6 protein-coding genes, 1 tRNA gene and 1 pseudogene are annotated in these 15,155 nt (G+C 66.1%); 6 read left to right on the top strand and 2 right to left on the bottom strand.

Translation table 11 applies throughout. The features are described from left to right. From KO490_RS15115 to arsJ, 4 genes and pseudogenes are all read left to right on the top strand, one after another. The coding region (locus KO490_RS15115) for a cadherin-like domain-containing protein (protein ID WP_216020259.1) at positions 1-6,962 on the top strand (6,962 nt) is incomplete at its 5' end. A 292-nt stretch (positions 6,963-7,254) separates the two neighbouring features. Then, positions 7,255-7,827, top strand: a pseudogene (locus tag KO490_RS15120) (arsenate reductase ArsC); the annotation flags it as partial. Continuing rightward, the gene (locus tag KO490_RS15125) at positions 7,827-8,825 is read left to right on the top strand and encodes an ArsJ-associated glyceraldehyde-3-phosphate dehydrogenase (protein WP_216020261.1); all 999 of its coding nucleotides are present in this window, start codon (positions 7,827-7,829) and stop codon (positions 8,823-8,825) included. The pseudogene KO490_RS15120 and the gene KO490_RS15125, both read left to right, overlap by 1 nt. Next, the gene (arsJ, locus tag KO490_RS15130; RefSeq protein ID WP_216020262.1) at positions 8,822-10,096 is read left to right on the top strand and encodes an organoarsenical effux MFS transporter ArsJ; all 1,275 of its coding nucleotides are present in this window, start codon (positions 8,822-8,824) and stop codon (positions 10,094-10,096) included. The genes KO490_RS15125 and arsJ overlap by 4 nt, the downstream gene beginning before the upstream one ends. A 111-nt stretch (positions 10,097-10,207) precedes the next feature. Here arsJ and KO490_RS15135 read toward each other — a convergent pair. Then, positions 10,208-10,282, bottom strand: a tRNA-Asn gene (locus KO490_RS15135). Between the two features lie 60 nt (positions 10,283-10,342). Further along, a complete protein-coding gene (locus KO490_RS15140) occupies positions 10,343-11,206 on the bottom strand; it encodes an MBL fold metallo-hydrolase (RefSeq protein ID WP_216020263.1) in 864 nt (287 codons plus the stop codon). Positions 11,207-11,241: 35 nt separating this feature from the next. On the opposite strand from KO490_RS15140, the gene KO490_RS15145 reads away from it, so the two are divergent. Both KO490_RS15145 and lon read left to right on the top strand, forming a co-directional pair. Further along, positions 11,242-12,594, top strand: coding sequence for an ATP-binding protein (locus KO490_RS15145; RefSeq protein ID WP_216020264.1), 1,353 nt, complete (start codon positions 11,242-11,244; stop codon positions 12,592-12,594). A 125-nt stretch (positions 12,595-12,719) separates the two neighbouring features. Further along, entirely contained in the window at positions 12,720-15,137 is a 2,418-nt protein-coding gene (gene lon / locus KO490_RS15150) for an endopeptidase La (protein WP_216020265.1), read from the top strand. Positions 15,138-15,155: the final 18 nt, after the last annotated feature.

The raw sequence follows: 15,155 nt of genomic DNA on the forward strand, positions 1-15,155 counted from the left end.
CCGCGACCGAGGATACCGCGCTGTCCTTCGACGCGGCCGATCTGGCGGCGAACGACACCGATGCCGATGGCGATGCGCTGACGGTGGTCTCGGTGACCGCCGGGACGGGTGGCACCGTGGCGCTGACGGACGGGGTGGTGACCTTCACCCCGGATGCGGGCTTCACCGGGACGGCGGACTTCAGCTATGTCGTGTCGGACGGGACGGCTAGTTCGACGGGCACCGCGACCGTGACGGTCGAGGCATCGGGCCCCGAGGGCATCACCGAAATCGCCTTTGCCGCTTCCGATCTCAGCTCCTACGACACGCAGGACAAGAACCCTGCCGGGGCGACGATCCTCGATGGGGGGGATGCGCTGCAGCTTTCGGGCAATACCTGGAAGAAGCTGGCCCTGCCTGAGCCGCTGACCGTCCAGCCCGACATGGTTCTGCGCTTCAGCTTCTCGTCCGATCAGATCGGCGAGATCATGGGCATCGGCTTCGAGAGCGACAACCGCTTCACGACCGATACCGCGAACCAGGCGCTGTTCCAGCTGGCGGGCAGCCAGACCTTCGGCGCCTATGCCGATCAGAGCTTCAACACCTACGAGGCAGGCGACGGCACCGTCACGGTCGAGATCCCGCTGGCCGGGCTGGCCGGGCGCAGCTTCGACTATCTGGTGTTCATGAGCGACGACGATGACGGGATCGGCGCGATCAGCACCTATGGCAATGTCCAGATCGTCAGCACGACGACCACGAACGGCGCGCCCACGGCCAATGACGATGCGGGCTTCGCATCGGCGCCCGGGCAGCCGCTGGTGATCGCAAGCGCCGCGCTTCTGGGCAACGATGTCGACCCGGACGGGGACGCGCTGTCGGTGACGGCTGTGTCGGGTGCGGTGAACGGCACCGTGTCGTTGTCGGGCGGGCAGGTCACCTTCACCGCGGATGCGGGCTTCTCGGGGACGGCCAGCTTCGATTACACGGTCTCGGACGGGAAGGGCGGCACCGATACCGCGACGGTCGCGGTCGAGGTCAACAGCGGCCCCGATGCGGTCGATGACGGCGGGATCGAGATCGCCCGCGACGGCACCGTCTATCTGACGCCGGCGCAGCTGCTGGCCAACGATACCGATGCCGACGGTCAGGCCATCAGCCTCGTCTCGGTGTCGAACGCGGTCAACGGCACGGTCGAGTTCGAGGACGACCAGGTCACCTTCATCCCGGCTGCCGGCTTCACCGGCACTGCCAGCTTCGATTACACGATCGAGGACGCGGCCGGGGGCAGCGACACGGCCACGGTGACCATCTCGGTCGTGCCGACGCTGGATCCGGGTGCGGGGGTCACGGATGTGGTCTTCTCGGGGGGGGATCTCAGCTCCTATTCCAACCAGGACAAGGACCCGGCCAGCGCTTCGGTGCAGGATGGCGGGAACGCGCTGCAGATCACCGGCAACAGCTGGAAGAAGCTGGAGCTGCCCGAGCCTTACGCGGTGACGGCGGACACGGTCCTGCGCGTGACGATCAGGGCCGATCAGATCGGCGAAGTGATCGGCATCGGGCTGGATAACGACAATTCGTTCCAGCAGGCCGACCAGGCGCTGTTCCAGCTGGGTGGGTCGCAGCCGCTGCCCGCCTATTTCCGCCAGGTTCCGAACGACTACGACACGGCGGGCCAGACGGTCACTTACGAACTGGACCTGAGCCCCTGGGCGGGTCAGACCTTCAGCCACCTGGTGCTTGCCAACGATGCCGATGCGGTGACGGGCGACGTCACCTTCTCGGATGTGCAGCTGGTCCGGCAGAGCGTCACGAACGCGAACCCGACCCCTGCGGATGACGCGCTTGCGGCCATCGGCAACGAGGTCACCGTCATCGACCCCACGACGCTGCTGGCCAATGACGGCGATCCGGACGGCGACGCGCTGACCCTGACGGGCGTGTCCAACGCGACCAATGGCGAGGTCCTGTTCGAGGACGGGTTGATCTACTTCACCCCCGATGACGGCTTCGCGGGCGAGGCGGGCTTCGACTATACCGTGGCCGATGCGGACGGGGCGACGGCGACGGCCAGCGTCACGCTGAATGTCAACCGCGCACCCGATGCGGTGACCGACACGCTGGAGACCGCGGTCGACACGCCGATCTATCTGGGGGCGGATCTGCTGGTGCAGAACGACACCGATCCCGATGGCGATGCGCTGACCGTGACCTCGGTCGGCGGGGCGACGGGCGGGACGGTCGTGCTGGATGACGAAGGGCAGATCACCTTCACGCCCGATGCGGGCTTCACCGGCGATGCGGGCTTCACCTATACCGTCAGCGACGGGCGCGGCGGCACCGATACGGGGCTTGCGACCGTCACGGTGGGCGACAGCGATCCCGGCCCCGGCGGTTCGGGAACCGAGATCGACTTCTCGGCGCTGCCCAGCTCCAACTATGGCGGGCAGTCGGGCGACGGCACGGTCGCATCCTCGGCCGATGGCAGCACGCTGACCATCGACGGGAACACCTGGAACAAGTTCACCCTGCCCGAACCCGTTTCGGTCGAGGCGGACACGGTCCTGCGCTTCGACATCGAGATCCCTGCCGAGGGCGAGATCATCGCCATCGGTCTGGACAACGACTCGAGCTTCTCGGGCAGCCAGCCGCTGTTCCAGATCGCGGGCAGCCAGCTGTGGCCCGTCGCCGATCAGAGCTTCGCCGGCGAGGCCGGCCCGGGCATCACGACGATCGAGATCCCGCTTGCGGCCTTCGCGGGCCAGAGCTTCCAGTACCTCGTGCTGATCAACGATGCCGACAGGATCGACGGCACCAGCGCGATCTTCTCGAACGTGGTGGTCGACACGCCGCCGGACGATCTGCCGCCGGTCTTCACCAGCGCGGACACCGTCAGCATGGCCGAGAACCAGACCGCGGTCGCCACGATCACGGCCGAGGATGCCGACAGCAGCGATCTGACCTTCGGCATCGCCGATACCGGTGCGGATGACGCGCTGTTCGCGATCGATGCCGATACCGGTGCGCTCAGCTTCGTCGCGGCGCCCGATTACGAAAACCCGACCGATGCGGATGGCGACAACGTCTACGAGGTGGACGTGACCGTGTCCGACGGGTCCTCGACGGTGACGCAATCGGTGCAGGTCTCGGTCGACGACGTGGCCGAGGCGACGGACGATCCCGAACCCCTGCTGCGCATCAACGCATGGGGCGACGCGGTCGCGGCCATCGACGGCGGTCCCGACTGGCAGGCGGACGGCAACGGCAATGCCGACAGCCCCTATGTCGTGACGGGCGAGGGTCCGGGCTTCAATCGCGGCGATACCCAGGGGTATTCCGGCGATCCGGGCGACATCCCCGCAGAGGTGCCGCAGGCCGTGCTGAACACCGCGCGGTCGGCCGATGGCGACTTCTCCTATGCCATCCCGGTCGGCGATCTGAACGGGAACGGCAGCTATATCGTGAACCTTTACCTGGCCGAGTTGTACGGCGGGAACCAGGCCGTGGGCGATCGGGTCTTCGACATCAGCGTCGAGGGCATGACGACGGGCATCCTGGACAATTTCGACCCCTCGGCGCCCGATGCGGGCGGTGATCTGCGGGTCGTCAGCTACGAGGTGACCGTCACCGACGGAGAGCTGAACATCGGCTTCGTCAAGGATCTGGTGGACGGCATCGACAACCCGATCATCAACGCGATCGAGATCATGTCGAACCCTGCCGCGGCACTGGATACCGATGCCCCCGAGGCCGCGCTGACGCTGACCAACCCGGCCCTGGCCACCGATCCGATCCTGGTCGAGATCGCGCTGTCCGATGCCAGCGGCATCGATGCGGCAAGCCTGGGCGATGACGATCTTGCGCTGTCGGTCAACGGGTTCGACGTGTCCGACCCGCCGGTCACCTTCACGGGTCTTGCGGATGGCGTGGCGACCTACCAGATCGCCGCACCCGCCGGCGGCTGGACCGACGGCACGCAGATCGCGGTCACCCTGACCGAGGGTGCCGTCCTCGACCTGGCGGGCACGCCCAACGGGAACGAGGCCGCCAGCGCCGGTCTGAGCCTGGATATCGGTGGCGGATCGACGGGTGGCGACGACGCCTCGGTCTATCGCATCAACGCGGGCGGGGCGTTCATCGCCGCGACCGATGGCGGGCCGGACTGGCTGGGCGATCAGCCGGGGGCGCCGAACGAATATCTGCGCCTGACCAATCCGCGCGATGCGGCCGATACCGGCGGCACGGCGGCACCCGGCATCGACGGGGTGCCGGATGCGATCTTCTCGACCGCGCGGTCCAGCGACGGGTCCTTCTTCTACGACATCCCGGTGTCCGAACTGGGCGGAGGCGAGAATTTCGAGGTCCGGCTGTACCTGGCCGAGGTCTTCCCGGGGGCCCATGCGGGCGATTTCCGGAACTTCGACGCCTCGCTGGAAGGGTTCGTCCCGGCCTCGTTCAACAATATCGATCCCGGCGGGCTGTATGGCGGCGGCGGGGGCGTGCTGACGGCGCAGGTCCATGTCGATGACGGGGTCCTGAACATCGGCCTGGAAAACGATCTGAAACAGAACCCGATCATCAACGGGATCGAGATCGTGGCCCTGTCTACCGATGTCGAGAACCCGACCGATCCGGTCGATCCGACCGGCGCGCTCGAGGCGTTCGCGTCGCAATCCGACCTTGCCACCGGATCGACCTATGCCGAAGGCACCATCGGATCGGCCAGGCTGGAGGTGATGACCGGGAACAACAACATCCAGTCGTCGAACTATGGCTCCGACTCCTTCGAGGTGACCAATACCGGCGACAAGAAGATCTCGGCCATTTTCATCGACGTGACCTCGGCGCTGTATCAGGACAGCGTGTTCGATCCCGACGGGCTGGGCGGGGACGATGCCGCCAAGCCCTGGCAGGTCAATTCGGACGGCAATACCGGGGCCTACATCTCGGGCAGCGGGTATTTCCTTCCGGGCGAGGATCCGATCCCCAATTCCGGCGGATCGGGCGGGGCCAGCAATGGCGGCTACAAGGGCGCGATGGTCAAGTTCAGCGCGACCGACGATGGCGGCTTCACCGCGGGCGAGACGGTCGGCTTCTCGGGGGACATGGACCCGAACTCGATCGCGGGCATGGCCAAGGGCGATGTGGATGGCAGCGCGATCCTCAGCTGGGATGTCGGTGGCATCTCGGGGCATGAACTGATCGGATCGCTGTTCACCGTGCTCTTCGACGACGGCACCACGGCCAGCGGTCAGCTGGCCTCGGACGGCAGTTCGGCCGGGTCGCATACCGTCGCGACTCAGGCGCCGGGCGACACCGCACCGGGCATCGCGGTCAACGGGCTGAACGCGGGCCAGAACGGCACCTATGGCGGCACGCTGCCCGCCATCACGGTCACGGGCAATCCGGGCGACCTGGTGCAGATCACCCTGACCAAGGGCTTCAACCCGGTGACCGAGACCGATGCCGGGATCGCGGACCTGGTCAACGACCGGCTGGAGAAATACGACTTCAAGGCCAACAACGCCTTCGATGCCCAGTCGGTCACGGTCACGATCGGTGCGGACGGGACCTTCGATGCCTCGACGCTGTTCGATTACGACGACGCCGTGAACAACAATGTCGGTTCGGGCAGCTTCTCGGGGGATGATGTCCAGCCCATCGCCTTCGTGGCCACCAAGGTCGGCAGCGACGGCCTGCCGGTGGGTCCGACGACGCAACCGATCTATCTGACCAATGACGGCGGCCCGGTGGTCGGCGATCCGTCCGGCGGGACCGGCGGCGGCGTCGAGGGCTACTATCAGATCAACGGAACCGGCACGGCGGCCTATTTCAAGGTCCAGATCGAGGATGCCAATGCCAATGGCGGCACCAATCCTGGCGGCAAGTGGTCCTATGAGGCCGCTGCGGACGGGGATGGCAACCAGTCGGGCTTCGACGGTGACGGCTACTATCTCTTCGGCAGCAACAGCTCGACCGGGATCGACAACAATGTCGGCGGGAACGAGATGCTGGAATACACCATCTACGTCCCCGAGGGTGAGACCGGCATCTACAACTTCCGCGTCCGTGCCAGCCGCGACGGCACGGCGGCAGGCGATCAGCAGAACGACATCTGGCTGAACTTCAAGCATGCCGAGGATGTCGGGAACGGCAATATCGAGGAATTCCTGACGGAAACCACCGATGAGGCCGAACCCGTCGCCGGGGGCTTCGTGAAGGTCTATGGCGGCCCGAACGACGGCAGCTGGGGCTTTGCAAGCGCGATCGACGGCGTTCCGGGCAACTTCAACGCTCAGATCGAGATCTCCGAGGCCGGGCTCTATACCGTGCAGCTGGACGGGCGCAGCCAGGGGTTCCATGTCGATTACTGGGACCTGTCCAAGGCGGGCGGTTCGACCCCGAATGCCAGCTCTGCGGACTCGAGCTTCATCGAGGGCGAGCCGGGCGATGGCGGCGGGTCGGTGGGGTCCGGCGGGATCGTCGTCCCGGTCGATGCGACCTCCGACGATTGGGAGGAACGCGGCGGCGGGACCAGCGGCGACCTGGAACTGGGCGACAATGGCGGGCCGCAATATGTGGGCATCCGTTTCGACGGGATCGACATTCCCGACGGCGCGGTGATCACCGAGGCCTTCCTGCGCTTCGAGGCGATGGAGGACAATTCGGATCCCGCATCCTTCACCATCAAGATCGAGGATACCGAGAATGCCGCCGGCTATTCCTCGGGCTCCACGCCGGGGGGGCGCAGCTATCTTGCCGACGAGTTCCAGTGGAACCCCGAGGCCTGGACCGATGGCGAGACCTACGAGACCGGCGATCTGTCCGACCTGATCGAGGCGGTGATCGGGGATGACGGCACCAGCGACGGGGCCTTCGGCTTCCTGATCGAGGGTGACGGCAGCCGCGTGGCCCATCCCTTCGGATCGGGTGGCAATGCGCCCGAACTGGTCATCAACTGGGAAGATCTTCTGATCTGACCTGAAGGAACGCGAGGGGCGGAATGCCGGCACCGTGAAGGTCGCCGGCATTTCGCGTTTTCATGCCGGGGCAGAGGGTGCTTTTCAGGGTTGAATTGCCGTATCAATTCATTAATACATGAAATATGGAAAAGAAGCATTCCGATCCGTTCGGCATCGCCGGGAATGACGGCGCTCCGGATACCGACTTGCGGCGGGTATTGTCCCGACCGCAGGACGTGACGCGGGGTTCTTCTAATCCATGCACATGGCGGGATTGCGACAGTCCGACGATGGGTCGCGCGATGCCCGCCACGATGCCTGCCGCTTTGGCCGCCCAGAAACATGCATGCCCCACAGCACGGGAAATTCAGCCATGACCGATCGCAAGTACAACGTCCTGTTCATCTGCGTGGGCAATTCCGCCCGCTCGATCTTTGCCGAGGCGATCCTGCGCGAGGTGGCGGGCGACCGCTTCGTCGCCCATTCCGCAGGAACGCGCCCCTATTCCGAGCTGAACCCCTTCGCGCTGGAAGTGCTGCGCCACAAGGGGCATGACGTTTCCGTCCTGCGCGCCAAGAACGTTTCCGAGTTTTCGGGGGCGGATGCGCCGCATCTGGATTTCGTCTTCACCGTCTGCAACCAGTCCGCCAACGAGGAATGCCCCGCCTGGAAGGGCCAGCCCGTCAGCGGTCACTGGGGCATGCCCGATCCCGTCAAGGCCCAGGGCACCGATGCCGAAAAGGCGCTGGCCTTCCAGCAGGCCTATGGCGCGCTCCGCCGCCGGATCGAGGCCTTCGTGGCGCTGCCGGTGGCCAGCCTCGACCGGATCGCCCTGCAATCGGCCGTGGACGAGATCGGCCGCACCAACCCCGAGGATATCTGATGACCACCTATGCCCTGAACGGCCTTGGCCGCATCGGCAAGCTTGCCCTGAAGCCCCTGATCGAAAGCGGCGCGAAGATCGCCTGGATCAACGACGCGGTGGGCGACCCGGAGATGCACGCCCATCTGCTGGAATTCGATACCGTGCATGGCCGTTGGAACGCGGAATTCGGGCATGATGCGGATGGCGTGACCATCGACGGGACGCGACTGCCCTTCATCGGCGCGAAAGGAATCGCCGACCTGCCGCTGGACGGCGTGGACGTGGTGATCGACTGCACCGGCGTCTTCAAGTCCGAGGCCGCGCTTGCCCCCTATTTCGAGGCGGGCGTGAAGAAGGTCGTCGTTTCGGCCCCGGTCAAGGACGGGAATGCCGCGAACATCGTCTTCGGCGTGAACGATGACAGCTATGATCCGGCCACGCACCGCATCGTGACGGCGGCGTCCTGCACGACCAATTGCCTGGCGCCCGTGGTCAAGGTCATCCACGAGACCTTCGGCATCCGGCACGGGTCGATCACCACGATCCATGACGTGACGAACACCCAGACCATCGTGGACCGCCCGGCCAAGGATCTGCGTCGTGCGCGTTCGGCGCTGAATTCGCTGATCCCCACGACGACCGGATCGGCCACGGCGATCACGCTGATCTATCCCGAACTGAAGGGGCGGCTGAACGGGCATGCCGTGCGCGTGCCGCTGCTGAACGCGTCGCTGACCGATTGCGTCTTCGAGATCGAACGCGAGACCACCGCCGAAGAGGTCAACGCAGCCTTCGCCGCTGCCGCCCAAGGACCGCTGAAGGGGATCCTCGGATACGAAACGCGTCCGCTCGTCTCGACCGATTACACGAACGATCCGCGCTCCTCGATCGTCGATGCGCCTTCGACCATGGTGATCAACGGCACGCAGGTGAAGGTCTATGCCTGGTACGACAACGAGTTCGGCTATGCCAACCGGCTGGTCGATGTCGCGCTGATGGTGGGTGCATCGGCATGAACGCGGCGCGATCACGGGTGCGGGCCGAAGGCATGTCGGCCTATGTCGCGGTGACGGCGGCCTATTGGGCCTTCATGCTGACCGATGGCGCGCTGAGGATGCTGGTGCTGCTGCATTTCCACCGGTTGGGCTTCTCGCCCGTGCAGCTGGCCTATCTGTTCGTGCTGTACGAGATCGCGGGCATGGTCACGAACCTTGCCGCGGGCTGGATCGCCGCGCGGTTCGGGCTGACATCGACGCTCTATGCGGGGCTGGGGTTGCAGGTCGCGGCGCTTCTGGCGCTGACGCAGCTGGACCCGGGCTGGGCCATCGGCGCATCGGTCGCCTTCGTGATGTGCGTGCAGGGCGCCAGCGGGGTCGCCAAGGACCTGGCCAAGATGTCGTCGAAATCGGCGGTCAAACTGCTGGCCCCGTCCGAGGGCGGGGGCCTGTTCCGATGGGTCGCGGTGCTGACCGGGTCCAAGAACGCGGTCAAGGGCCTGGGCTTTCTTCTGGGCGCGGCGCTTCTGGCGCTGATCGGCTTCGTGGGCTCGGTCCTGGTGATGGCGGTCGTGCTGGCCGCGATCCTGGCGGCGGTGGCGATCTTCATGCCCGCGGGCCTGCCGCGCGGCCGCAAGGGGGCCAAGTTCTCCGAGGTGTTCTCGAAATCGGCCAATATCAACTGGCTGTCGGCGGCGCGGGTCTTCCTGTTCGGGGCCCGGGACGTGTGGTTCGTGGTGGGGATCCCGATCTATTTCTATGCCGTCCTGTCGGACGGGACAGAGGCCGGGAACCGCGCGGCCTTCTTCATGATCGGCAGCTTCATGGCGGTCTGGGTGATCCTCTATGGCGCGGTTCAGGCGGCGGCCCCGCGCATCCTGCGTGCATCGCATCGCCCCGAGGGCGAGTTGATCCGCGCCGCGCGCGGCTGGGCGGCTGCGCTGTTCGTCGTGCCTGCGGTGCTGACCGGCGCGGTGCTGGTCGCGGGCGGCCCGCAGGGCTGGCTGACCGTAACCCTGGTGCTGGGACTTCTGGCCTTCGGGGCGATCTTCGCGGTCAATTCCTCGCTGCATTCCTACCTGGTGCTGGCCTTCACCAGATCCGAGCGTGTGACCATGGATGTGGGCTTCTACTACATGGCGAATGCGGGCGGGCGGCTGATCGGGACGGTGCTGTCCGGGCTGACCTATCAGCTGGGGGGCCTTGCGCTGGTTCTGGGAACGGCTACGGTCATGGTCGCGCTGGCCGCGCTGATCTCGGGGCGGCTGGACGACCGCCCGGTCGCGGCCTGAACATATCGCCGATCCGCCCATTCGGGGGCGGGTCGGCACGCGGGCCCGGGGAACGAAAAAACCGCCCGAAGGGGCGGCTGGTTTTCGTAGCTGATCCGTTTCAGGATTTTTTGGCTCCGGCGGTAGGGATCGAACCTACGACCAATTGATTAACAGTCAACTGCTCTACCGCTGAGCTACGCCGGAACACGAGGCGGGGTATAGCCACCCCGACCGGTGCTGTCCAGAGGGATCGGCGCAGTTTTTTCACGTCGCCGCAAAAAAACTGTCGCGGGCGATTTCTTCTTGCGTATCAACGGCTCCGACATGGTGCAGGGCGATCAGATGGGCCAGCACGTTGCGTTCCGCGGCCGGAAGCAGCGGCTCGGGGATGTCGTAGATGCGCCGCGCGAGGCCTTGGGCGGAATCGCCGCGCTCGCGGAGGGCCGCGATGATCTGGCGGCTCCGCTCGCGGCGGTGCCGGGCCAGTTCGGCAAGGCGGGGGGCGGGGTTCTCGATCGGGTCGCCATGGGTGGGCAGCAGGCGGCTTGCGCCGGTCTGCCCCAAGCGGTCGAGCGAGCGGAAATAATCGCCCAGATCGCCATCGGGCGGCGAGATCAGCGTCGAGGACCAGCCCATCACCAGATCGCCGCAAAAGACCGTGTCGTCCCAGCCGAAGCACATGTGCCCCGCCGCATGGCCGGGCATGTGCATCGCGATCAGCCGCCATTCCGGGGTCTTGATGATGTCGCCGTCGCGCAGGCGTCGGTCGGGGGCGAAATCGTGATCCAGCCCCTCGCCCCCGCAAAGAAGGCCGCCCGCGGCCAGGCGCTGCATCACCGGGGATCGCCCCTCGGTCGCGGTGCCGAAGGCCAGCACCGGGGCACCTGTCAGCCGGGACAGGCGCGCGGCGCCCGCGCTGTGGTCGCGATGGGCATGGGTGATCAGGATATGGCCGATGCGGTCGCGTCCCGCGCGGGCCACGGCCTCGATATGGGCGGGATCGTCGGGGCCGGGGTCGATCACCGCCACCTGGTCCCGGCCCAGCAGGAATGTCGTGGTGCCCGGCCCGGTCAGGGGCGAGGGGTTCGGCGCAAGGATGCGCAGCGGCTCTTTCACGGGGCGGTTCATGGCGCTAGCCTAGCCGCGGCGAACCGGGGGTGCCAATGGCGAATACGGCCGAGAAGCTGAAGACGACATTCCTGCCGCGCGGGCTCTATGCGCGGGCGGCGCTGATCCTGTTCCTGCCGGTGGTGGTGGTGACGCTGGTGGTCAGCGTGATGTTCCTGCAGCGCCATTTCGACGGGGTGACGCGCCAGATGACGACCAGCATGGCGCGCGAGGTGGCCTTCGTGTCGTCGCGGATGCAGCATGTGGCCGACAGCGAGGCTGCGCGGATCGCGGGCCGCTCGGTCGCCGATCCGCTTGGCGTCACGCTGCGCCTGCCGGTCGATCCGCCCCCCGAGGACAGCCGGCTCTTCTACGACTTCTCGGGCCGGGTGGTGATCGAGGTACTGCGCGAGAGCCTGCCCAACATCATCTCGGTCGATCTGGCCAGCGACGACAAGCGGGTCGAGGTCGCGCTGCCGGGCGATTTCGGGGCGTATCAGCTGGGCTTCGATCGCAGGCGCGTCAGCGCGTCCAATCCGCATCAGCTGCTGGTGCTGATGGTCTTCACCTCTTTCCTGATGACGGGGATCGCCACGATCTTCCTGCGCAACCAGCTGCGTCCGATCCGCCGGCTGGCCCATGCGGCCGAGGAATACGGCAAGGGGCGCATGGTCGCCTATCGCCCCCAGGGCGCGGCCGAGATCCGCATCGCGGGCACGGCGTTTCTGGACATGCGCAACCGGCTGGAGCGTCAGAACGAACAGCGCAAGCTGATGATGTCGGGGATAAGCCACGATCTGCGCACGCCCCTGACGCGCCTGCGGCTGGGCCTGTCGGTCCTGTCGCCCGATCTGCCCCCCGAACCCGACGAGATCGCCGCGATGGAGGCCGACATCGCCGAAATGAACCGCATGGTGGACGGGTTCCTGGACTATGCCCGCGACGATGCGCAGGAGCGCCCGCCGCAGCCTATGGTGGTGTCAGATTTCCTGGAGGCGATCGTCGCGGATGCGCAGCGGGCGGGGCAGGCGGTCGTGCTGCGGGGCTTTGACGGCGACGCGCAGGGGCTTGCGACCTTCCGGGCCGACATGCTGCGCCGGTCGATCGAGAACCTGATCGGCAACGCGGTCCGCTATGGCAACCGCGCCGAGCTGGATGCCACGCTGGGGCCGCGCAGCCTGCGCATCGGGGTCGAAGATGACGGCCCCGGCATCCCCGAGGACAGCATCGAGGCCGCGATGCGCCCCTTTACCCGGCTGGACCCCGCGCGCAACCGCAACAGCGCGCAGGGCGCGGGTCTGGGGCTGGCCATCGCGGGCGATGTCGCGCGCGGGCACGGAGGCCAGCTGCGTCTGGGCCGGGGCACGCGGCTGGGCGGTCTGCGTGCTGAAATCGTGATCCCCCGCTGAGGGCGGAATAGGTCGGATTCTTGGCATCCCATTGAACGCGCCCCCCGCGCGGCCTAGATTGTCTGCCAGGCAGGGGCCGTGCGTTGCCATGACGGGGCCACGGCTTCGGGCAGAAAGGAACTGACATGACGGAATTTTCCAACAAGACCTATCCGGTGCTGCCCCTTCGGGACATCGTCGTGTTCCCGCACATGATCGTGCCGCTGTTCGTCGGCCGCGAGAAATCGGTGCGCGCGCTGGAAGCGGTCATGGAATCGGACAGCCCGATCCTTCTGGCCGCCCAGAAGGATGCCTCGGTCGACGAACCGACCGAGGAGGGGATCTATCAGACGGGCGTTCTGGCCAATGTGCTGCAGCTGCTGAAGCTGCCCGACGGCACGGTCAAGGTGCTGGTCGAGGGGCGCGAACGCGTCTCGATCACCGGCTATGTGCCCAATCCCGACCATTTCGAGGCGACGGCCGAGGAGTTGCAGGAGAGCTTGGGCGACGAGGATACCGTCACCGCGCTTCTGCGCACCGTCTCCGAGGAGTTCGAGCGCTACGTCAAGGTCCGCAAGAACATCCCCGAAGAGGTCGTGACCACCGTGTCCGACACCACCGATCCGGGCAAGCTGGCCGATCTGGTCGCCGGTCACCTGGGCGTGGATCTGGACCGCAAGCAGGAATTGCTGGACACGCTGAGCATCGCCGAGCGTCTCGAGAAGATCTATGGCCAGATGCAGGGCGAGATGTCGGTCCTGCAGGTCGAGAAGAAGATCAAGTCGCGCGTCAAGACCCAGATGGAGAAGACGCAGCGCGAATATTACCTGAATGAGCAGATGAAGGCCATTCAGAAGGAGCTTGGCGACGGCGAGGACGGCCAGAACGAACTGGACGAGCTGGAAGAGAAGATCGGCAAGACCAAGTTCAGCAAGGAGGCCCGTGAAAAGGCCGATGCCGAGCTGAAGAAGCTGAAATCCATGTCGCCCATGTCGGCAGAGGCGACGGTCAGCCGCAACTATCTGGACTGGCTGCTGGCGCTGCCATGGGGCGTGAAGTCGCGCACCAAGAAGGACCTTGGCAAGGCCGAGGCCGTGCTGGACGCCGACCACTATGGTCTGGACAAGGTCAAGGAACGCATCGTCGAATACCTGGCCGTGCAGGCGCGCAGCCAGAAGCTGAAGGGTCCGATCCTGACGCTGGTCGGTCCTCCGGGTGTGGGCAAGACCTCGCTCGGCCGGTCGATCGCCAAGGCGACGGGGCGTGAATTCATCCGCATCAGCCTGGGCGGCGTGCGCGACGAATCCGAGATCCGCGGCCACCGTCGGACCTATATCGGCTCAATGCCGGGCAAGATCATCCAGGCGCTGAAGAAGGCCAAGACGACCAACCCGCTCATCCTGCTGGATGAGATCGACAAGATGGGTCAGGACTTCCGCGGCGATCCGGCTTCGGCCATGCTCGAGGTGCTGGACCCCGAACAGAACTCGACCTTCGTGGACCACTATCTGGAAGTGGAATACGATCTGTCGAACGTGATGTTCGTGACCACGGCCAACAGCTACAACATGCCGGGACCGCTGCTGGACCGGATGGAGATCATCGGCCTGTCGGGCTATACCGAGGACGAGAAGCGCGAGATCGCGCGCGGCCACCTGCTGGACAAGCAGATCGCCGCGAACGGGTTGCGCAAGGGCGAATTCAGCGTCACCGACGAGGCGCTGACCCATGTCATCCGGTATTACACCCGCGAGGCCGGCGTCCGTTCGCTGGAACGCGAGATCGCCAAGCTGGCCCGCAAGGCCGTGACCGAGATCATGAAGGGTCGGGTCACGTCGGTCGAGGTCACGCCCGAGAAGGCCGAGGAATATCTGGGCGTCCGCCGCTTCCGCTATGGCCTGGCCGAGAAGGAGGATCAGGTCGGCGTGGTGACGGGTCTGGCCTGGACCTCGGTCGGGGGCGATCTGCTGCAGATCGAGGCGCTGAAGCTGCCGGGCAAGGGTCGCATGAAGACCACGGGCAAGCTGGGCGACGTGATGAAGGAATCGATCGATGCGGCCTCCAGCTTCGTGCGCTCGGTCGCGCCCGAGATCGGCGTCAAGCCGCCCGAGTTCGACAAGCGCGACATCCACGTCCACGTCCCCGAAGGAGCGACGCCCAAGGACGGTCCGTCGGCGGGCATCGCCATGGTGACTTCGGTCGTGTCGGTGATGACCGGCATCCCGGTCCGCAAGGATGTCGCCATGACGGGCGAGGTGACCCTGCGCGGCAACGTGCTGGCCATCGGTGGGCTGAAGGAGAAGCTGCTGGCCGCATTGCGCGGCGGCATCAAGACCGTGCTGATCCCCGAGGATAACGCCAAGGATCTGGTGGAAATCCCCGAGAACGTGAAGGAAGGCCTGACCATCATCCCGGTCGGCAATGTCCGCGAGGTTCTGCGCCATGCGCTGACCCGCATGCCATCCGCCGTGGAGTGGGATGAGGCTGCCGAGGAGGCAGCCGAGGCCGCGCGCCTGCAGCGCCGGGACGCCGAACGCGGATCGGGTGGCGCCGTCGCCCACTGATCTTGCTGGGTCGATCCA

The sequence above is a fragment of the Paracoccus sp. C2R09 genome (assembly GCF_018860625.1).
Taxonomy (GTDB): Bacteria; Pseudomonadota; Alphaproteobacteria; order Rhodobacterales; family Rhodobacteraceae; genus Paracoccus.

Bases quoted from the DNA above. Each gene is read 5' to 3' on its own strand.
- lon (WP_216020265.1), top strand. From the start codon at position 12,720: ATGACGGAATTTTCCAACAAGACCTATCCGGTGCTGCCCCTTCGGGAC.
- KO490_RS15140 (WP_216020263.1), bottom strand. From the start codon at position 11,206: ATGAACCGCCCCGTGAAAGAGCCGCTGCGCATCCTTGCGCCGAACCCC.
- KO490_RS15145 (WP_216020264.1), top strand. From the start codon at position 11,242: ATGGCGAATACGGCCGAGAAGCTGAAGACGACATTCCTGCCGCGCGGG.
- KO490_RS15125 (WP_216020261.1), top strand. From the start codon at position 7,827: ATGACCACCTATGCCCTGAACGGCCTTGGCCGCATCGGCAAGCTTGCC.
- arsJ (WP_216020262.1), top strand. From the start codon at position 8,822: ATGAACGCGGCGCGATCACGGGTGCGGGCCGAAGGCATGTCGGCCTAT.